The 21,528-nt window shown below is 36.7% G+C and carries 16 protein-coding genes, 2 other RNA genes and 1 pseudogene; 5 read left to right on the top strand and 14 right to left on the bottom strand.

Annotation, left to right across the window (positions count from 1 at the left end; all coding sequences use genetic code 11):
* Positions 1 to 110: 110 nt before the first annotated feature.
* The 3 genes from Q5760_RS11055 to rnpB all read right to left on the bottom strand — a co-directional run bounded on the left by Q5760_RS11055 (position 111) and on the right by rnpB (position 3,284).
* Positions 111 to 1,997 (bottom strand): XylR N-terminal domain-containing protein, encoded by a 1,887-nt coding sequence (locus Q5760_RS11055; RefSeq protein WP_428912224.1) that lies wholly within the window; start codon positions 1,995 to 1,997, stop codon positions 111 to 113.
* 390 nt (positions 1,998 to 2,387) lie between these two features.
* Positions 2,388 to 2,655, bottom strand: an RNA gene (gene ffs / locus Q5760_RS11050) — signal recognition particle sRNA large type.
* Between the two features lie 248 nt (positions 2,656 to 2,903).
* Positions 2,904 to 3,284: RNase P RNA component class B (rnpB, locus tag Q5760_RS11045), an RNA gene on the bottom strand.
* A 214-nt stretch (positions 3,285 to 3,498) separates the two neighbouring features.
* On the opposite strand from rnpB, the gene Q5760_RS11040 reads away from it, so the two are divergent.
* Both Q5760_RS11040 and Q5760_RS11035 read left to right on the top strand, forming a co-directional pair.
* Positions 3,499 to 4,113 (top strand): GNAT family N-acetyltransferase, encoded by a 615-nt coding sequence (locus Q5760_RS11040; RefSeq protein WP_428912223.1) that lies wholly within the window; start codon positions 3,499 to 3,501, stop codon positions 4,111 to 4,113.
* A gap of 323 nt (positions 4,114 to 4,436) precedes the next feature.
* Positions 4,437 to 5,450: a diguanylate cyclase domain-containing protein gene (locus tag Q5760_RS11035; protein ID WP_428912222.1), complete on the top strand. Its 1,014-nt coding sequence runs from the start codon at positions 4,437 to 4,439 to the stop codon at positions 5,448 to 5,450.
* Positions 5,451 to 5,725: 275 nt separating this feature from the next.
* Here Q5760_RS11035 and Q5760_RS11030 read toward each other — a convergent pair whose 3' ends face one another.
* A complete protein-coding gene (locus Q5760_RS11030) occupies positions 5,726 to 5,965 on the bottom strand; it encodes a hypothetical protein (RefSeq protein ID WP_428912221.1) in 240 nt (79 codons plus the stop codon).
* Positions 5,966 to 6,494: 529 nt separating this feature from the next.
* Between Q5760_RS11030 and Q5760_RS11025 the strand changes: the two genes are divergently transcribed.
* Positions 6,495 to 7,703: an MFS transporter gene (locus Q5760_RS11025; protein WP_428912220.1), complete on the top strand. Its 1,209-nt coding sequence runs from the start codon at positions 6,495 to 6,497 to the stop codon at positions 7,701 to 7,703.
* Between the two features lie 143 nt (positions 7,704 to 7,846).
* On the opposite strand, the gene Q5760_RS11020 is transcribed toward Q5760_RS11025, so the two are convergent.
* The 3 genes and pseudogenes from Q5760_RS11020 to Q5760_RS11010 form a co-directional block, all read right to left on the bottom strand.
* Positions 7,847 to 8,680, bottom strand: a complete 834-nt coding sequence (locus Q5760_RS11020; protein ID WP_428912219.1) for a purine-nucleoside phosphorylase — start codon at positions 8,678 to 8,680, stop codon at positions 7,847 to 7,849.
* Between the two features lie 98 nt (positions 8,681 to 8,778).
* Positions 8,779 to 9,033: pseudogene (locus Q5760_RS11015) on the bottom strand (phosphopentomutase); the annotation flags it as partial.
* Positions 9,034 to 9,176: 143 nt separating this feature from the next.
* Entirely contained in the window at positions 9,177 to 9,962 is a 786-nt protein-coding gene (locus tag Q5760_RS11010; RefSeq protein WP_428912218.1) for an SDR family oxidoreductase, read from the bottom strand.
* Between the two features lie 186 nt (positions 9,963 to 10,148).
* Between Q5760_RS11010 and Q5760_RS11005 the strand changes: the two genes are divergently transcribed.
* Positions 10,149 to 10,292, top strand: coding sequence for a hypothetical protein (locus Q5760_RS11005; protein ID WP_428912217.1), 144 nt, complete (start codon positions 10,149 to 10,151; stop codon positions 10,290 to 10,292).
* Between the two features lie 273 nt (positions 10,293 to 10,565).
* Here Q5760_RS11005 and metE read toward each other — a convergent pair whose 3' ends face one another.
* From metE to Q5760_RS10980, 5 genes are all read right to left on the bottom strand, one after another.
* Entirely contained in the window at positions 10,566 to 12,848 is a 2,283-nt protein-coding gene (metE, locus tag Q5760_RS11000; RefSeq protein WP_428912216.1) for a 5-methyltetrahydropteroyltriglutamate--homocysteine S-methyltransferase, read from the bottom strand.
* A 373-nt stretch (positions 12,849 to 13,221) separates the two neighbouring features.
* Positions 13,222 to 14,199, bottom strand: coding sequence for an NADPH:quinone reductase (locus tag Q5760_RS10995; protein WP_428912215.1), 978 nt, complete (start codon positions 14,197 to 14,199; stop codon positions 13,222 to 13,224).
* A 424-nt stretch (positions 14,200 to 14,623) separates the two neighbouring features.
* Complete coding sequence (locus tag Q5760_RS10990; protein ID WP_428912214.1) at positions 14,624 to 16,399, bottom strand: flavocytochrome c; 1,776 nt, start codon at positions 16,397 to 16,399, stop codon at positions 14,624 to 14,626.
* A gap of 559 nt (positions 16,400 to 16,958) precedes the next feature.
* Positions 16,959 to 17,141 (bottom strand): hypothetical protein, encoded by a 183-nt coding sequence (locus Q5760_RS10985; protein ID WP_428912213.1) that lies wholly within the window; start codon positions 17,139 to 17,141, stop codon positions 16,959 to 16,961.
* Between the two features lie 96 nt (positions 17,142 to 17,237).
* Positions 17,238 to 17,939 (bottom strand): hypothetical protein, encoded by a 702-nt coding sequence (locus Q5760_RS10980; RefSeq protein WP_428912212.1) that lies wholly within the window; start codon positions 17,937 to 17,939, stop codon positions 17,238 to 17,240.
* A gap of 311 nt (positions 17,940 to 18,250) precedes the next feature.
* Here Q5760_RS10980 and Q5760_RS10975 point away from each other — a divergent pair, with 311 nt between their 5' ends.
* The gene (locus Q5760_RS10975; RefSeq protein ID WP_428912211.1) at positions 18,251 to 19,126 is read left to right on the top strand and encodes a DMT family transporter; all 876 of its coding nucleotides are present in this window, start codon (positions 18,251 to 18,253) and stop codon (positions 19,124 to 19,126) included.
* Positions 19,127 to 19,621: 495 nt separating this feature from the next.
* On the opposite strand, the gene phnX is transcribed toward Q5760_RS10975, so the two are convergent.
* A complete protein-coding gene (gene phnX / locus Q5760_RS10970) occupies positions 19,622 to 20,437 on the bottom strand; it encodes a phosphonoacetaldehyde hydrolase (protein WP_428912210.1) in 816 nt (271 codons plus the stop codon).
* Complete coding sequence (gene phnW / locus Q5760_RS10965) at positions 20,434 to 21,528, bottom strand: 2-aminoethylphosphonate--pyruvate transaminase (RefSeq protein WP_428912209.1); 1,095 nt, start codon at positions 21,526 to 21,528, stop codon at positions 20,434 to 20,436. The genes phnX and phnW overlap by 4 nt, the downstream gene beginning before the upstream one ends.

Here is a 21,528-nt window from a genome sequence, read left to right as displayed (position 1 = left end):
ACAATTAAAAAACGGGAGCCGTCACTAAACTTCTATATTAAACTGGCACCCTTTTTATTAACGCAAAAAAGCCCTTGCGAAAGGGCTTTTTCAGAAGTCTATACATATGTTCAATTTTGATTCAAATCTAAATCACCGATTAAAATTAAGGACTGTAACGCTAAATAAACTTGGTAGTTATAGAACGGATCTCTAAGATTATGCCCTATAGAATCTTCTATTTTCGCAATTCGATACCGTAACCCGCTGAGTGATAAGGTATTTTCTTTTGCCGTTAGTTCCAGATTTCCTCCATTGGCAAGGAATAGATATAATGTTTTTAATAATTCTATTTTCTTTTGACTTAACGGATCAATGAGATCACCAAGTAGATTGGATGCTACCTGCCGAATTTCTTGTTTATTATTCTGATTAATTAAGGGACCAACCATTCCAAGTGAATCAAACTTCATGATAGGGTGATTCATTGTCGCCATTCGTAATGCAGTAAACGCTTCATTATAACTTTCATTTGCCCTGCCAATTTGGTTGGATTGCTTACTCACTCCGGCATAAAACACCACTTCTGGAAATTGGGTTGTGAGATACTTCAATACACCTTCAAGATACGGTTCAATCCCATCATGGGTCATGTAACTAGTAGGAATCAGCATGATCACACTCTTGGTTCGATGACCTACTAAGATGTTTTGCTTTTTACTTTTAAAATAATTCGTTATTTCTTTTAAAAGTTCTTCATGGAAAATAAACTCTTCTTTTAGATTCTGCTGTTGCAAACGATACTGTAGAACCACCATTCGAAAACTCCCCGAGAGGTCGATATGGATAAAGCTGGCACGTCTTAACACTTCTTCTTCATCCGGGTAATCTCCCCTTAGAATTTCATCAAAAAAGGTGCCCATCATCCGCTGCTCTGTCTCAAACTTCGTCACTTCATTGAGGAGGTAATGTGAGATGACTAAAGAGGTACGTTCTAAAATCATTTTATGGATTTTTGAATTTTCGAACTCATCATTCAAATAAATAAAGGAACAATACCCTTTTATTTTTCCTTGTAAATAGATCGGTGTGATCAAACGGATATGCTGTTCCATACGAATGCATGTTGTTTCATTTATATCTCTGAACTGTTCCCTTTTCGTTCTCATTAAATAGGATATAAATTCTTCATGAAGTCTACTTACTTGAAGACTAGACATGCCAATATAGGTGAGAGGATGATGTTTTTCATCTGTAATCATTCCAGGTGTATCTGTTTCTTTAAATACAACTTCTGCAATAGAAGTTAAATCATTCCCCTGCAACAATTCATCTGTCAGCTTCTTATGAATGATGGTACTTTTTTCTAAACATCTTTTTTCTTCAAGAAGTTTTTCGTATGTCATTTCTAATTCTTTCACAATGGGGGAATCTTGATATAACTTAAGCTCCTCATCCACTTCACCATTCCAATAATCCAATGATTTTCCAACCCATTTACACGCTTGCTCTCCTTCTGCTTGGCATGATAGCTCCTTAACGATCACCATTTGGTTGCATATTTTTGTTAAATAGCCGCTGGCGTAGCCGATGAGTGTATAACAGACGGACGAGTTAGCTTGTCCAAACCCCCTTATATATTCTTCAGCTTCATACGAATTTTTCCATATCCCTTCCATATGAATGGATATCTTATCATTCTCTTCCTTCATTTTTAGTCCTGTAACCTCGATATCGGCATTTCCTCTCAACCGATGGAGAATGGGACCATAATAAATGGCTTCTTTTATATCTTTCAAATTTTTCTTTAATACCTTTTTAGCATCTTCCTGTCCATTCTCCCAGCCATGACGGAATAAAAACCCTTTTATTCTTTCACTTCCAATGTTTTGAATTAAATTTTTTCGAAGGGTTTTAAAGGCGGAAACAGATATAAGAATAGAGCGATCGTCACCTAAGTAAAGAGAACCATTTTTTTCAACATGAAGATTTTCATTAAAATAAAGTTCCGTTAACATTTATCCACCACTTTCTTTTTGACATTTTCTTTTGTCTAAGAGGTAGAGTGATACTAGGTTGGAAGGTCTTTCAATTTACGTATAGGTCTGTTTGTTTTGAATCCATTTAGAAGTCGGTTGATTCATGTGGCAATGTATAAATGTTGGAGATGCGGCTAAGTCCGAGGCAAACGCAGTCGATTGAGTTTTTATATGTGAAACCGCTTTACTTTATGTCTATTTATTATTTTGCACCAATTAACTGAATTTTTCAATAACTTAATAGAAATAGTTAGAATATCCTCTGTTTATCATTGTATCTCCCCATCTCCAGTAGGTTTAAAGCAAAAAGGTCGGGACTTCGAATGGTTTCATTAATACCATTCGAAGTACCGACCTATACTATGTAAACCGTGCAGCCTATTCTCGACAGGAACAACCAAGCGTTACGTACAAAAGAGAACTCGAACTAGGCTACCCCACGGCACATGGAAAAGTCTACTTATGGCTGCTTCCTTCCGGACCTGACCAATTTCATAGGTTCCCATTGCGCAGGACCCAATTGTCAACGTTCACTTCTATAAGGCAGACCTTACATGTTCAAGCCTCAAATAGGCACTCAACCCCGCTATAGCGGATTGCGGGTAACAGGGCACCGCTAACTCCCCATCTAGCACGGTATGTATATGAAATCCATACCTTATGTTATTATCAAATTCTACGAGAGAATTTGCGTCCGGATTTTCTCGAGCTCGCTCGAGAAATTACCCATAAAAAATCCGTGACATCCGCCGGAGGCTTAACTTCATTCAGTCAAGGTTTGAACCCCACTAAATTGATAAAAGCTGGCATTCATCTCATAACTTTTAAAATGGGAGACTTCTACTGAAGGAAGTTAAAAAATGTAGATGATTTGGCCCATGAAATGGCTGTAAGCCAGGTTCTGTTCCTGTGTGCTATAACGATGCCAATCTTGCACAACAGGTGTAGTCATATAACTATCGATCAATTTGACCGATCCATCCTTTCGGTTCATTTCCCACAGGATGGTGCCCCTACCTAAGTTTGGGTTGCTCGCTCGAGGGGTTTACCTCGTTCCATTTCTTCCGTTTCCAGAAGAACTCCGTTACTATGGCACTTTCAGGATACTTTCAACCTATCCATCAGGACCTTAGCTAATTTCTCCGCCGTCAGAGATTCCTCTCTGCCCACCTTTGCAGATGGCACGAACACTCCGGGCATCTCAGCACCGGGCGAGCCTGGACTTTCCTCAACTCATGTACACATGAGCCGCGACTACTCACCATTTCATGTTTGTTTCGTTCATCACTACATGAGTAACTATAACATACATTCACGTAAAACAACACTAGTAGAAGGATTCCAGAGATGGAAGGTTTTTACCGAATCGTGTTACATTATTCTGAGGAATTGTTTCCTAACTGATTTTTATACAAAATGGTAAGGTTTTTTGGAACAAGTAATATACTATTTAAAAAAGGTATGAGGGTGGAAAATAATAATGGAATCAAGAGAAATACGTATTCTTTCACATGATGATTTACCCCATGCAGTTGAAGTAATGAGGAAAGCCTTTTTTTATGATCCACTTTGGGTATATTTATATAATAACGAGAAAAATAGGAGGAAGTATTTAGAAAAGTTTTTTCGAGGATTTCTTAGTGTTTTTATCAATAAAAAAAATGTATATGGTATTGGTTATCCCGTTAAAGCAGTTGCTGTATGGGGGATTCCTCATCATGTTAATTCTAAAACTAAATCTCCCTTTAGAGTTTTATTTCCTATGATTAAATTGTTCATTTCCCCGTTTGCTATTAAAATTTTTAAGGTTTCTTCTGTCTTTTCTTCTTTCGCGACATTGGAGAAAAAGTATGCTCCTAACATCCATTATAAATTAGAGTCAATTGGAGTTGACCCTGATTATCAAGGAAAAGGCTTATCTACAAAATTAATTACTCCCTTCATTTCAGAAGCACAAATGAAAAACATACCAGTCTACACCGAAACTACTACTCCATTAAATGTTGGATTTTATGAACATTTCGGCTTTAAAACGATGGAAGAACGTTTATTTTCCAACATGAAACTTACTGTGTATTCACTCTTAATGAAATAAGTTTTTACAATCGGGCACATTTCATAGTATGAATGGATCTGCCCTTTTTTCATATAAGGGACAAATTATTGAGAAAGAGTTGCCAATTTTCGAGAAGGTAAATTAGTTTAAGATTAATAGCGGTGTACCGTACCATAAGAATGAAGTTCTTGACTTAATTTTTTAATTGTAAAAATGTTACGAATATAAACCGTTATTTATTTTTAAAGGCAAAGGAAACGGTCATAAGCTATAATAAAGTAACTGGGTAAAACGATTGGAATGTTATGAAGTACATGCCAAAGAACTTTATCCTCATTACTCATGGAACAGGAAGATCAACTATGATTGATAAAGAATTAATACATCGTCGAAATTCAATATTATTCATATTAATAAGTGCTTTTTATTTAATACATGTAACGATAAATAGTTTCATTGAAGGACTAGCAAGTATTTTCCCTCCAGCTTTTCTATTTATCATATTTGGTATAATCCTGATACAACTGATTCACAAGAAAGTAAATCCAAAGATAACAATGTATGTAATGATCAGCTTCATATATATTTATTTTTATTTCCTACTTAACGATTCTCCATATTTAGTAAATTATCTATTTATGTGGATGGCTCTTCCTCTAAGTGCCATCTACGAAAATTCAAGGGTTATTGTGGTAGCAGGCGTTGCCTCAATCATTCTTACCTTTTATTCCTTTTTTTACCTTCACCATGAAATTTTCTCTAATGTTGGAAGGGAAGATTTTATTTATTTGGTTTTGTTTGGTGTATTTAATACATTTTATCTATTTGCATTTATTCACAAGGCAAGAGAGACAAACGCCAAGCTACAGGAATTAGCGTTTCATGATCCATTAACTGGGGCGGCGAATCGGTTATTACTAAAAGAAAAGTTTAATTTACTGAAACGTGCAAAGGTACATTCTATTGCAATATTATTCATTGACATGAACGGTTTTAAAAAAATAAATGATACATATGGACATGAAGTAGGAGATCAATTGTTGAAGGAAATGGTAGCAAGGGTAAGTGGCCTACTGAGAGATACAGATTTACTTTGCCGTTTAGGTGGAGATGAATTTGCCATTTTATCTTCCAATATCGATAATCCAATACTAGAAAAGATTTCGAGGCGAATTCAATTTGCCTTGGAAAAGCCAGTGGTTTTAAATCATCAAATAATAAATCTTTCTGCTAGTATTGGATGGTACTACACAACTGAAGTTTTAAATGTAGATTTAGAAGAGTTGATTAAAGAAGCTGATAGAGCTATGTACAGAGCAAAGCGGTGTGAATTGATAGCCGGTCACTCCTCGGATCTTCAAGGAAAGTATAATTAACAAATTTTTGACAAACAACGATCATTTAGTTACGGTGAACCGTACCATAAATAGAGGCAGTTTAATTAAGAATGTAATGTAATAAAAATAGGTAGATACAATTCAATTCAGACTGTACTGTATCTACCTATTTATAAAAAATACAATGCAATATTCGAGGGAAACTTTGCTTAGTGGTATGATGTTCTCCCTATGTGATGAAATCTGTTTTACAGCAATACCGAACCGTTATAACCAATTTCTCTTAAGATAGATAAGATGCTCCTTTAAACTCTCTAGCTGCCTTCGCAGATCCAGACTGTACTAGCTGCAGCCATCAAAAAGGATATGCCTGCATATAAGAAGTATGTTTTTTTCCGTTCTACACCAAACCAGTGATATTTTTCTACGTTATATCCGGGATTTGAAGCACAACCTGGACACCCATTCGCACCGCTAACTCCCCATCTAGCACGGTATGTATATGAAAACCATACCCTATGTTTTTGAAAACAGATTAAGATGATTTGCTCCATGATATGGCTGTAAGCCAGGTCTGTTCCTGTGTGCTATAACGATGCCACTCTTGCATAAACAGGTGTAGCCATATAACTATCGATCAAATTGACAGATCCATCCTTTCGGTTCATTTCCCACAAGATGGTGCCCCTACTAAGTTTGGATTGTTCACTCGAGGGGGTTCCTCTGTTCCATTTCTTTCGTTTCCAGAATAACTCCGTTACTGTGGCACTTTCAGGAAACTTTCAGCCTATCCATCAGGACTTAGCTAATTTTATGAACGGTCTTCAGTATTCGATCAGATCGCCATCGCCGTCTCCCTCATCCTTCTTGCACGAACCTATCCGTTCGTTTAAATAGAAGGAATAAACATTCTGCCGAAACACAAACACATTAATAGCCTGATACAGATACCTAGAAACATTGTAGCTCCATTTATAAGCCCGTGTTCCATTCCTATTTTACATAAAAAAAGTGCGTTCTTTTCCCTTTTTCAGGGGATGACTAAAAAGATAAGCCAACTAGAAAATGTTAGAGGTGTCATACATGAGTCAAAAAAAGAAGAAAAGTAACGTCATGTTAATCTTTTCTATTATGCTTGGATATGCTCTGACCTATATGGATAAAAATATGATTGCCACCGCCATTATTCCGATCGAAGCGGAATTGGGGTTAAATGCGAGCCAATCAGGATTATTAATGAGTATGTTCTTCATCGGGTATACCGTCATGCAATTTCCAAGTGGATGGCTGTCCGATAAAATTGGACCCAAAAAAGTATTATTACTTTCAATTGGTACAATTCTAATCGCAACGATTTTCTTTGGATTTGTTGCTTCATTAGGATTACTAATGGTGATCCGATTACTTTCAGGGCTTGGTCATGCCGGGGTACCAACCAGTTCAACAAAGGTTGTCGCCAATAACATTCATCCCAAACAAAAGATGTTTATCCAATCATTAATTTTATCCACTTCCGGTATCGGCGGGATCCTTGCTTTCACACTAGGTTCGTCATTAATTAGTATAAACTGGCGTTATGCTTATTTCGGACTCGCGATCTTATATGTGGTTTCCATCCTGATGATTATGATCTTTTTTCCAAAACAAGGAAAGGATCCTCATGCTAAACAGAAGAATAAAATTCCTATTAGTGTTGTGTTTAAAGACAAAAATGTGTTTATCTTATTTGCCTCACTGCTATTTTTAAATATCGTTCTATATGGCTATACTTCTTGGCTGCCATCTCTTTACGAGAATAAATTTGGATTTGGGATAAAAGAAATTAGCACAATTTTGAGTATAAATGCGATTACAATGAGTGTGGGTGCACTGAGTTCTAGCTTTCTGGTGGACAAAGCATTTAAAGGAAATAATAAACTGTTTGCTATAATTACCGTTATGATTTGTGCAATCTCATTTTTCGTTTTTGCCCTAGCGGGTAGCTTATGGTTGTCGATTATAATGATGTTTATTTTCACCCTTACCTCAAATGCAACATTTGTTACTTTGTTTAGTTGGCCACATAAATTGATTCAGCAAGAGGTGATTGGCTCATCGATTGCGATTATTAATATCGGTTCTACTTTTGGAGGTTTCCTATCACCTATTATTACCGGATATTTAATTACCGCATTCGATGGTAACTATAATATCGCCTTTATTGCGATGGGAATAAGTGCCATTATATGTGGAGTGATTATTTTATTAGTAAAAACAAAGCCAATCCATACTGAGGAACCTTCATTCAGTTAATGGATGGGGGTATTTGGATCCTTTCGTAGATATTTTCATCCATCTAAAGGAAAAAAGGAGCTAGACCATCTACATGATAGTAGTTGATCTAGCTCCTTTTCTCTTTAAATCAGTTTTTTCAGCACACGTGCTGGAAATAACCCCTACTGATGCAAATCTTTCTTCATTAAACTGACAATTTCTTTTACAAGGTTTAAGAACTGATCTTTAACCATTTCTGTGGTTTCCATAACTTCCTCGTGAGATAAAGGTTGATCAAGAATTCCAGCAGCCATATTTGATATACAGGATATACCTAATATTTTCATTCCGGCATGTCTTGCCACAATAACCTCGGGCACAGTAGACATCCCAACAGCATCTCCACCCAGTTTTTGCAGCATTCGTATTTCCGCAGGTGTTTCATAGCTTGGACCGCTATTCCACACATAGACACCTTTTTGTAAAGAAACGCCTACCTTATCTGCAGCTTGATTGGCGAGTTGTTGCAATTCGCGAGTATAAGCTGTGGACATATCAGGGAAACGAGCACCAAATTCAGGATTATTAGGACCTATTAACGGATTAGCTCCAACATTATTGATATGATCCGTAATAATCATTAAATCACCCGGAGTGAAGGATGAATTGACACCACCAGCAGCGTTCGTCACAATCAAGGTGTCAATTCCTAATTCTTTCATTACCCTTACAGGATAAGTTACCTTATCCAAGCTATATCCTTCGTAATAATGAAATCGCCCTTGCATTGCAAGTACAGGTAGTCCTTGTAAATCCCCAATCACCAACTGACCCGCATGTCCTTCAACAGTAGACTCTGGAAAATGAGGGATATCACTATATTTTATTTTTACGGGCCGTTCAATTTCGTCAGCTAAGATCCCTAGACCTGACCCTAAGATTAAACCTACCTTTGGTTGAACGGATATCTTCTCCGAAATATAGGCAGCAGTTTGTTTTAACAATTCACTATTCATAACAATTCCTCCACTATTTTATATCTTCTAAGAAACTTTAACCGAATTCCGGCTTTTTGACATGACGGTTCGGCAAAATGGCTTTAGCACATACTCTTCACCATATACATTGGATCTCTTTTCAGCTCGCGTACGGTTTTACACATTTCATAGAGTTCCTGTAAGGGAAACACTTCCCCACGTGCTGCAATTTGCAAAACAGAATCAGCTTATGTATAAACAATCAATGCACCTGTGTCCATGCGTTCTTAACCAAGTTCATCAAGAATGGATGTGCCAGAGGAAGATTTATTTCCAATCACCATCCTGCCTGTTTTCTCTTTTAACTGTTATATTAACTCGTCAGGAAAACCATTCTGGCTCCGGTAAGCTATGTGTATTTGTTCCTCAAACCATATTTTAATTGTTTAAAATCATTTCTTCAACTAGAGCCTTCTCTCTTTTCCCTTTTTATCAACAGCCCTATACCACAGGTTAAAAAAACGAATGAAACGTCCTACATATCCATCTCCCACCACTTTTGTTCTTCTTGCTTCATCTGTTGCTCCGATTGCTGAGGATAGGCGGTTCGGAATTTATGCTGGTCGGCTGGGATGATTTCTACCATTTTTGCAATTAAATCTTCCGGGTCAAACTGATTCTTTAACCCCTCTTCTGCCTTTTTGATATCCTCTTTTCTCGTGAAGTTTTTCACTTCATCATACCATTTCCATAGCTCTTCTGCTGCGCGATCGTTAAAGCCTGTCTTGAAGGCACCAGGATTAATCGTGGCAACTTTTACTCCAAACCCTTGAAGTTCCAACTTCATGGTGTGGGCAATGGCTTCAATCGCGTGCTTTGTAGCTGCATATGCACCGTTATAGGGAGATGCTACAATTCCAGAAATGGAACTCATGAAGATAATTTTCCCGCTCCCCTTTTCAACCATTTTTTGTGCAGCGATCTGTGCGGTTTCCAAGGTTGCGAAAACATTTACCTCAAAAAGCTTACGAAATCGGTCCATTGGCATTTCACCGAGCGGTCCTCGTTCATTAATGGCCGCATTAGCAACAAATACGTCAAAATCATATTTCTCAATCTGTTCCAGATCCAAAGGGTTCGTAATATCCACTTTAATCACTTCTATATCCAGTTTCTGGTCATTTGCTTCGTGTAGAAGTTCTGTTTTTTGAGAAGTCAGTTCTGTTGCCGCAATCACACGATGCCCTTTTTTGGCTAGACCAATGGCTGCCCCTCTGCCAAGTCCACTTCCCGCACCGGTAATGAAAATTGTTTTGGTCATGTTAAATTCCTCCATTTGAATTTATATGCCAAATTATTTTCCCCTATATCAGTAAGGGCATACTAAACATGGGTAACAAAACCAATACTTGCAGGATCAAAATCGTAGTTTACTATCTCATTAGTAGGAATAGCAGTGATCAAGTAAGGGATAATAGGTGTGAAAAGATTTTTAGGAGGCGCTTAAGTGAAGACAAACAAAAAACAACAACATAATAAAATAAAAAATAAAGATCAGGTTTTACAAAATAAACCGGACAATTCACAGCAAGAAGAGAATGTCTCTGCCCAAAAAGATGGATTTCGCTATGATTACAATGATGATTTTTAAGCATGCATAGTAACTTAAAGGTTATCGGAAAAGAACATAAATAATGATAGATCCACCAAGATCATGATTAGTGATGTGAAGTTGCCAATCCTGTGCCAACTTTAGGCGCATATTAAAGTGCGGTTTTTTTAATACTTTCTATCATCGCATACCTAAATTTCGAGGTCACAGTTCACTTTTAAAACGCTTTTTTCTAATTAATAAACGCATCTCGTCAAAATCGAACGGGGACAAAGAACCTGTCCCCCTCCATAAGGTATACCTGATTTTTCTTTAATTTTGTACATATAGTTGGGCATTTCTTACTTCTTTGGCAGCTTCAACCATTATTTTTAAAGCAGCGATGGTTTCAGGTTCTTGTCTTGTTTTTAATCCGCAGTCAGGGTTGATCCAGAACCGATTAGCTGGGATTGTTTTTAACGCTCGTTTAATGTTTTCCGTAACTTCTTTTTTGCCAGGAATTCGCGGGCTATGAATATCATAAACTCCGAGTCCAATTTCTTTGTCATACGTATTTTCTTCAAAAGTAGTAATAAGCTCTCCATGACTTCTCGATGTTTCAATTGAAATGACATCGGCATCTAAACCACTTATCGCATGAAAGATATCTCCAAAGCTCGAATAGCACATATGCGTATGAATTTGCGTACTATTTTCCACAGATGCCGTAGAAAGTTTAAATGCATGGACTGCTTCATTTAGGTATTCATCCCATTTATCGCGTTTTAGTGGTAACCCTTCTCGAAGTGCTGGTTCATCTACTTGAATAATTTTAATATCATTTCTCTCCAATTCTTCCACTTCTTTACGTAATGCAACGGCAATTTGATTTAACACATCGACTCTAGGAATATCATCTCTGACAAATGACCAATTTAACATTGTGATAGGACCTGTTAGCATTCCTTTCACTCTTTTGCTTGTTAGTGATTGTGCATACACACTTTCCTTTACTGTCATTGGTTTATCAAAAGATACTTCACCAAATATCAAAGGTGGTTTTACACAACGGGAACCATACGATTGGACCCAACCGAATTTCGTTACGAGAAATCCATTCAGTTTCTCTCCAAAGAATTCAACCATATCCGTACGTTCGAATTCACCGTGTACTAAGACATCAATACCGATTTCTTCTTGAATTCTAATCCATTTTTCTATTTCATTTTCGATATATTGTTCATATTCGCGGTCAGAAAGATCACCTTTGCGCCATTTCAACCTCTGTTTTCTTACTTCTGTCGTTTGTGGCAAACTGCCAATCGTTGTGGTTGGCAATAATGGAAGCCCTAAAATTTCTTTTTGAATGGAAATTCTTTTTGCAAACGGTAATTCACGGTCAGCATTTAGGGCATCTGCATTCATTTGTCCAGCCGTTTTTGTACGGTACTTTGAGTTGTTTAGAACTTCAATTGCTCGCTTACTTTCTTCAAGTTTATCTGCAATACTTTCTTTGCCGTTTTGAACTCCTTTCACAATCAATACAATTTCCTCGAGCTTTTCATCTGCAAACGATAATGCATCTTTAATAATAGGATCTAACGTCGTTTCAGTTTTTTTCGTTACTGGAGCATGGAGCAATGAACATGATGGTTGTATAATAAGGCGGTCTTTATCTACTAATTGCCCAATGGTCTCCACAAGTCCGAGCTTACTTTCTAAATCTTGACGCCATACATTTCGACCATCAATGACACCAGCAGCAAGAACCTTATCTTTTGGAAAGCCATATTCACACAAGTCGTTAAGCGAATCCCCATGAACAAAATCAATCCCCACTCCAGCTACCGGTAAATTAACGATGTACTCATAAGAACTAATAGATTCAAAATACGTTTGTAAAATAATTTTAATTTCTGGAACCGCCTTAGCGATAGCCTCATAGGCTTGCTTAATTTCTAGAAGATCCTTTTGAGACAGATCCGTTACGAAGATTGGCTCATCTATTTGAACCCAATTGACCCCTGCCTCTTGTAATTCCTGCAATACTTGAATATATAACGGTAGAAAAGCCTGTAATAATTGCGGAAATTCTGCTTGCTTATATCCCTTTCCTAGTTTCAAAAAGGTGATTGGACCTAATATGACGGGCTTCCCCTCAATCCCTAGCTCTTCTTTCGCTTCTTTATAGAAGGTTAGTAGACGGTTTTCTGCTAAAAAGGGTTTAGCATCGTCAAATTCAGGAACGATATAGTGATAGTTTGTATTAAACCATTTTGTCATCTCCGAAGCGACAGCATCCTTCGTTCCACGTGCAATCGAAAAATACGTTTCTAAAGATGTCTTTCCACCGTTATTCTGAAACCTCTTCGGTACAATCCCAAACATAACTGAAGTATCCAACACCTGGTCATATAGAGAAAAGTCCCCGACTGGAATGAGATCAATGCCTTTTTCCTGTTGTTTTCTTAAACCTTCTAAGCGAATTTTCTTTGTTTCCTTTAACAATTCTGCTTCTGTGCTTTCACCACTCCAAAACTTTTCTAATGCTTTTTTCCATTCACGTTTTTTACCGATTCTTGGATAGCCTAGGTTTGAACTTCGTATTTTTGCCATCATCATTTTCCTCTTTCTATTATTTATTTCTCAAATCGCCCAACATCTTTCGCAATATTAGGAATATTAGGATTAAATTTCATAGCCACATGAAAGTTCTTTTTTAACTTCAGCAAGTTTCCTGAAATTACTTCCCTTATGTCTGTTTTCTTGTTGTAAATTAAGTATATCATCGGAAAATGAATATAACGTAAGACCTAAAATCTATCGTTTGATATAGCCTTTTTCTATATCTAAAATGAAATTTTATTAACCATTTTAAAACTTTACATCACATTATAACATCCCATTAAATGGCCCTAAAATGAAAACAGACGCATTTCTAAATGAAATGCGCCCAATTGAAGAAGATTTTATTAATGATGTAAAATAATTAATCAATCCTTAAAACCATTTTTCCATTTCCAATCCCTTTTGCTAGCTGTTCAAAGGCCTCTGACGCTTTTGGCAATGGCAAAGTGGTGCCAATAATCGGACGAAGAGCGCCGCTTTTTAGCATAGCAATGATACCGTGAATGCTTTGCTCACGTTCTTCTTGGTTTGCGTTCCAAAGAGCCGTTCCTAAAATATCACATTCCTTTTGCATCGCAAGTCGTGGATTGATTTCGATTGAACCGCGATTTCCAATCACTACAATTTTACCAAATCGTGAAATCAGCTTTAAATCTGTTTCTAAATTAACATTTGCTAAAAACTCAATAATGACATGGGGTCCTTTGCCATCTGTTAAGGCTAGCACTTCTTGAATCGTTGCTTCTGTCACATGATCCATGACCACATCTGCGCCAGCTTGCTCAACTAGTTTTTTCCCCTCTGGCTTACTTGCTGTTCCAATCACTTTAGCACCATGGGCTTTTGCCATTTGAACAACCTGTAATCCAACCCCACCACTAGCTCCATGAACTAGAACGGTTTGACCAGGCTTCAAGTCTGCACGTTGAAATAAGGCACGATAGGCAGTCAATGCCGGGATTCCTAATGCCGCCCCTTGTTCAAATGATATATGGTCTGGTAATGGATAAACGTTAGCTTTATCACATACTACTTTTTGAGCAAATGTGCCCGTACAATAACTGCCATTTAGGGTCGCAATAAATACGCGATCCCCCACACGTACATTTGTAACATCTTCTCCAATCGCTTCCACGATCCCTGCACCGTCTACCCCTGGAGTATAAGGCAACGGAGGAATCGTCGCATATGTACCTGTTAATGTATAGGCATCAGCCGGATTCACACCCGCGGCGTATAAACGAACACATACCTCTCCCTTGCCTGCTACTACTTCCTCAACATCTGTATAAACTAATTTTTCAGGTCCACCGAACTCGGTAACTTGAATGGCTTTCACACTATCAACCTCCTGCCGTTATTATAACTTGAAATTCTTGCATCTACAGGAAAAATACCTCTCACACTCCCGAATAATCTTGTTCCACAGGTTGTTTCACAATGAATGCTAATTCATTCATCTCTTTATCCCCAAAGAGCAAAGGTTTGAGTAAAGAGACTTTATAAAACACGTCATCGACAATTCACTGGGGCTTGTCGAACTTTATACGAAATCGTTGTTATCAAATTGATAAATCAAACATAATAAAATGATTACATAATAAAGTGATATTCAGGAACTAATTCTTCATTCGAAATTATTTTAATTCCTTTTTAGAATTGTTTAGGTAATAAATAAAAAAGGTGTCAAGAAAACTCGACACCCTGAAGAGAGCTTAAGTGCTCCCCCTAAATATTAGAGTTTTTAGGGGATTAGACTTCAATTACTTAATTTCACTTGCAGCAGTTTGTCCTGCAATACGTCCGAATACGATGATATCTGCTACAGCGTTACCTCCAATACGATTACCACCATGTACACCGCCAGTTAGTTCACCAGCAGCATATAGTCCTGCAATTGGTTGTCCTTCTTTGTTTAACACATGTGTTTTCGTGTCAACCTTTAGTCCACCCATTGTGTGGTGAATGCTTGGAGTTACAGGAATTGCATAGAATGGTCCATTTTCAAGGGTTTGAGTTAAATGCACTCTTCCAAATTCCTCATCTTTTCCATTTTTAACAAAGCCAGTATATTTTGCCATTGTGTCTTCAAGTGTAGTTGCATCTAAGCCAACTTCTTTTGCAAGGCTGGCAATGTCCTCTCCTTTTGTTGCATAGCCGTTTTCAATATAACCAGCTAAAGAATTATTCTCATCAGCCATTTCTTGGTTTACAATCAGGTAAGCTATACCATCCTTTTGGTTTAAAATATTTTGTGATACAACGTCACGAGTTAATAATTCATCTGTGAAACGCTTTGCTTCTTTGTTTACCAGGATAGCACCGTCACCACGAAGTCCTTCAGTAAATAGATATCCTGTTTTAGGGTCTGTCGTTGGGTGAATTTGAATTTGATCTATTTGCATTAAATCAGCGCCAACTTCCTGTGCCATCACAATTCCATCACCAGTTGCCCCATCATGGTTTGTTGTGTAGAATCCTTTTAAATCAGGACGGTATTCTTCAACCATTTTACTGTTTGCACCAAATCCTCCTGTTGCTAAAACGACTGCTTTTGCATTTACTTTGAATGATTCACCGTTTTTATCAACAGCTTCGATACCAACAACAGCACCATCTTTTTCAATTAATTTCTCAGCTTTCGTATTTAGTAAAATTTTTACATCAAGCTCTTCTAATTTTTTTGACAATACGTCAACGATTACTGGACCTACAGGAGAACCATCTGCAGGAGTGTGAATACGTGCATTTGTTTGCCCACCTGAAAGGGTAACGCGTGTAAGATCAGCGCCCATATCATTCAGCCATTTTAGAGCATCCGGTGCATTGTCTACTAATGTTTGAAGCAATTCCGGATCATTTAGATTCTTTCCGCCCTTCATTGTGTCTGCGTACCAAACCTCTTTTGAATCCTCAATACCTTGTGCTTTTTGATACTCTGTTCCAGCTACGTTCATACCGCCTGTAGCACGGTTAGTGTTACCACCAATGATTGGCATTTTTTCAAGAATAACAACTGATTTTCCAGCTTCTTTTGCTTTTACTGCTGCAGACAAACCTGCTCCGCCCGATCCAACAACAGCCACATCTACGGTAATGTCTTCTTGTTTTTCATTCTTAACTACTAATTTATTAGCTGGATCTTTTAAAGCATCAATATCTGCACCAGCTTTTTCAAGCGCTAGTGTTACTGCTTCAATAATACCTGCACTTGATTCACTTGCACCTGAAACTACGTCTACAGCTAAACTCTGTGTAGCGATGATTTCTTCTGTTAACTGATCAGTTGCACCTCCGCCGATACTTCCTGTTTCACCTTCAGCAGAAATTTCAATACTTTCAATTTTATCTTTTGATACTGTTACTGTTGCTTTAATTTCGCCGCCATGGCCTGTTGAAACACCTTCGTATGTTCCGGGAGTATATTTCCCTTCTGCTTCTCCAGCAGTTTTTTTGCTGTCTCCATTTGAACTACAGCCCGCCATAACTAACATAAAAATACCAATTAAGATTAGTGTTAGCCATCCTTTTTTCTTCACGTGTGTCACTCCTATTATGTATAATGTATGCATATTATATATGCACTTGAATATTATCAATTTCGATTGTTTAATTCATCACAAACTTACAATTGTTAACAAATTAGCCATAACTTTATGTACATTTTATTAAAAAATTAGGAAATTTATATGAATGGCCTATTATCTATTATTTTCAAATTTTAAATGATTAAATGATTGATTTAATACATAACTTTTATGTTAATAGCATTCGTTAATTTTAGATAATAATATTGAGGAAATTGTATAAGTATTGGTGAAGATAGAAAGGTACAATCTTTCATAAACTAAATAATAGCATTTCCATAAGTATCCATTTATTCTTGAAATTCATCCTCTATTAAAATGGACTGATTGTGCAATAAGCGCATCGTAACAAAGTCTGCAAATATATTAATTACCTATACATTCTTCTTTGAAAAATTATTCATAAAGATTAATAATTATACTACCAAAACCTACATCATTTTAATTCCAGAAATAGATTACTTCCATCGATATAGAAACACGGGGCAGTACGAGGTTACTAAAAAAATTTCTATTTAAAAAGAAAAGAAGCTAGATCAGCTACAATATGTAGATGTTCTAGCTTCTCTACTCCCTTTCTATGTCTACAAACGAATCCAAATAAACACTTTTTCAGAAGTCTCGGACGGTACTCTTGATTCAAAAGGAAATTTTGCCATGCAAAATCCGTCACCGTATATGTTGTCTTTTTCATTTCTTCTTCCCCGTTATGTTCTTCCATTCTATTGCAAAATGATTGAGGTGTATAAGTTATTCAGGGCGTCGCTGCGACTACAAAATCATTTCACGTTTAGTTTTCATGAATATATATCTTTATATCATCAGATAAAATGGAGGTATCCCAAGGATGCCAAAAATAGGTGTATCCATCGAACTGCATGCTATATTTGTAGGCAATTGGTTCTTCCGTATAAAAAACCATTTCGTAAAAAATAGGATCTCCTCTTTCTGTGTTAGGCTGGAAATCAGGATTTGTTTCGCTGTTTACTAATAGTTGAATAAAGTTCTTTACTTCTTCGCTTTTTGTCAATGTAGAAATCAGTTTATTTCCTTCTGGTGTATAAGCCTGGTAAATCTCGATTCTCTTAACTTTTTCGATCGGCATATCTTTAAAATGCCATCTGTATTCAATATCATCTCTTGCAAAATATACATTGTATCCATTTATGGAATGAACAGACTTAACGGCTATTAAATTAGGTTGATCCTTAATTTTAAAAATCTCAGTACCTTTCTCGTGGAACGCAGCATCACCGTTTCTAATTTTATAACTTTGATTTGTTACGTTGTCCGCCATTTTAAATTTGATCGTACCCATCTTTTCTCCTACATAGCGATTATCAGCTAAAACTCCGGAATGGATTCCATCGTATTCTTTTCCGTCCCATTTAATAAAATCGACCCAATCAATTTCGCTTTGTGCATCAAATGGTGTCGATCGACAGCCCGTTAATAATAGCAAAATAAAAATAAACAGACTCAATTTTTTCATTAACATCGCTCCCTTTATCCATCAGACGAAACTTTAGTACAACCTTACCAATTTGTCTCTCTCATCCCAATAGGAATTCTACTAACTATCTAATAATTCCTTTTCCTCATTATGGATTTAAAATGGAAATAAGCGCTAATCCTTGCTACAGGAAAGCCATCTAATGGAAAAACATAATTCAAAAGGAGATTTGTAAATGTCTAAATCCCCCCTAGTTTAAGGTTGTTTAGAAAACGTCGGCCGACTTGTAAATGATACTTTTTATGTTAAACTAGGCTAGTTGTTATTTTGTTATAGAAAGGGAAAGAAAAATGTTAAAAGCATATACTTTGCTAACCATTTGTGTAGTGGTATGGGGAAGCAATTTTGTTTTTGGAAAGATTTTAGTCCAAGACTTTTCCCCAACTTTGCTAACCATGCTTAGACTTTTATTTATTGTACTATTTTTAATAGGTTTATCCTCCTTCAAAAAACATTTTAAACGTGTAAATAAATCTGATTTACTCGCGGTTTTGTTTCTAGGGGTTATTGGTGTATTTATAAACCAATGGTCTTTTTTTGTAGGATTAAAAACAGCGGATCCAACAACAGCTGCATTAATTTTAGCAACTACCCCTATTTTAACTGGCTTTTTAGCCACTATTTTTTTAAAAGAAAAATTAACCATTCGTATGTTGATGGGGTCTATTATGGCAATTATAGGAATTTACTATGTTGTAACGACAGGCAATCCATCTTCTTTACATTTTGATAAAGGTTTATTTTGGATTTTAATAACGATGATTACATTCGCCATTATGATTATTATGACGAAACTTCTCTCTCAAAGAATGGATCCACTTACCATTACTTTATATTCGAATATAGTAGGCTTTATTGTGTCGATCCCTTTTGCCTTTTTACTAGACACTCCCATACGTATAAGCACGAAGTTGTCTGATTGGGTTTTTCTAATCGGAACTGCCGTTGTTGTACACGGTATAGCGAACTTGATTTGGAACAACAACATTAGACATGTAGATGCTTCAAAGGCATCAATATTATCTAATTTAGAACCTTTTGTAGCAATGTTAATGGGATTGATCTTGCTATATAAACCAATAACTAGTACAGAGATTTTAGGTTCCCTATTTATAGTGGGAGGAGTCGTACTATCTACGTATCAACGAAAACAGTTAAAAAGCTAATGAAATAGGGTTATTTTTTGATGACACTTCTACCGCTATCGTACAAGTCCCATACTACTTTTTTAGTTTTGAACCAAATTTTATTTTCATAGGGGGTTAAGTACGATTATCACCCACCCATATTTACATAACTAACCAGTTTTGTTTAAAAATCTTCTTCCATTAAATGGTTCGCCGTTCGTACTTATCGAACCATTAGGATCTATTCATTGAAGAAGAAAATTGTCTAAATGTATGATTATGGTACTTTTATTAGATTGAAAAGACCACTAATGCAAAAAAATAGCAATAAAACGATCGGATCCAATTTTTCAATTCATTTAATTTCCATGAACATGTTGTTTTATAAATTTTTTCTTCTTTCCGTATACAAATAGGAAATAATTTGAGAAATTAAAAAAGAGCCAAACCAGTAATAAAGGTTTGCTCTCGTTTGCCCAATTCTGAATAGTCATTTTCCTTACGACTATCACCTTTGACGTTAACTAGTCTAGCTTATTTAGCATTAGGTCTTTTTCCTTCTGAAATAAGATGATTGATTCTTTCGATTAATTGTGGCAGTTCGCTCATTGATTTGATGGTAAAATCCGCTCCATTTTGTAAAAAGGATTCTTCTGTTTGAGAAATCACTTTCTCTTGATCCTCTTTTGATAGAGCATGAAATTCATCGAAACTTAATCCCATTTCAGAGCTGCCGATTACAACACCTACTGCCCAAACACCTGCATTGACCGCTTCTTTTATATCTGAGGTCGTATCTCCTACTTTTACGACCTTCCAAGATGCCGATAACTGTAAGGCTTCCATATTCCGATAAATCATATACGGATATGGTCTTCCAAACGAATCGGTTCCATCCGGTGTCATATAAAAGTCTGGACCATAGCCTTTTTTCAAGGCATTTGGAATCACAACATCCATCATGGTTTGTGTATATCCTGTAGTGGAACCGATTTTCAATCCTTGACTTCTTAATGCTTGTACCGTCTCCACCACCTCTGGAATGGGATCTGTATACTCGATTAAAGAAGACATGAGTACGGGTTCAAATTCAGCATATAGCTTCTTTACGTCTTGTTCATTAAAGGGTCTTTTGTATACTTCTTCCCATTTTGTCGAAATTCTAGGCATGGATAGCATCGCACGGATATGGTCAATTTTCAACATTCCCATTGGTTCTCTTGCCTCTTTCATTGACACCCCAATCCCTGCCTGTTTGAAAATATCAATAAACACCTTTACTGGTGCAAAGCAACCAAAGTCGACTGTCGTACCGGCCCAATCAAAAATAACTCCTTCAACTCTGTTCATTTTTTCACCACTCCCATGTAGGTTTCTATAATATCGCATAACTCTTCAATATCTTTTTCATCAATCTCCCCAATATTTCCGATGCGAAAGGTACTTTCATTTGTCAATTTCCCCGGATAAAGAACATAGCCTCTCTCCTTAACAAATGTATAAAAGTGCTCAAAGTTAAAGTCGTCATTCGGAAAACGGAAGGCTGTAATTATAGGAGATTGCTTTTCTTCTGATATATAGGCTTGAAATCCTATTTTATTTAGCCTCTCTCTTAAATTTTGATTATTCTTCTGATAGCGTAGAAATCTCGCTGGAATGCCTCCTTCTTCGTCTAATTCATCAAGAGCTTTAGAAAATGCAGCCACTACATGTGTTGGAGACGTGAAGCGCCATTTTCCATCTTTGTCCATTTCCTTCCATTGATCATATAAATCTAGTGACAAACTGCGAGAATTTCCCTCACAAGCTAGTAATTTCTCTATTCTAGCAATGACAAATCCAAACCCTGGAACTCCTTGAATGCATTTATTGGCGCTGCTGATTAAATAATCAATCCCTAGTCCAGGAACGTCAATCTCCATTCCACCAAAACTGCTCATGGCATCAATGATTAACGTTTTCTCAAATTTCTTTGATAGTTTCGAAACCATCTCAATTGGATTTAATATACCTGTTGTTGTTTCACAGTGAACCATGACCATATGCGAAATGTCCTGATCCTCTATTAAAATATTTCTAATTTCTTCTTCATTTGGACATTCATTGTAAGCTACACGATATTCCCTAAATGCTAGACCCATGTATTTGGCTATTTTAACAATTCTTTCTCCATATGCTCCGTTCGTGATAATTAAAGCCTTATCTTGGTTCGAAAGAGCAGAATTCATCACAGCTTCAACAGCAAACGTTCCACTTCCTTGCATGAGGACAGCTGTATATTCTACTTTGTCTGCTCCTGCCAATTCAAGAAGCTTAGCTCTTATTTTTTGCGTAATGATTTTATAGTCATTGTCCCACGTACAACGGTCCAACAGCATTTCCTCTTTCACACTGCTTGTCGTCGTCAACGGTCCAGGTGTTAAAAGTTTGTAGTGAATCAT

Source organism: Niallia sp. Kr1, assembly GCF_050389805.1.
Taxonomy (GTDB): Bacteria; Bacillota; Bacilli; order Bacillales; family Cytobacillaceae; genus Bacillus_BD.
This window is presented reverse-complemented; position numbering and strand designations above follow the sequence as displayed.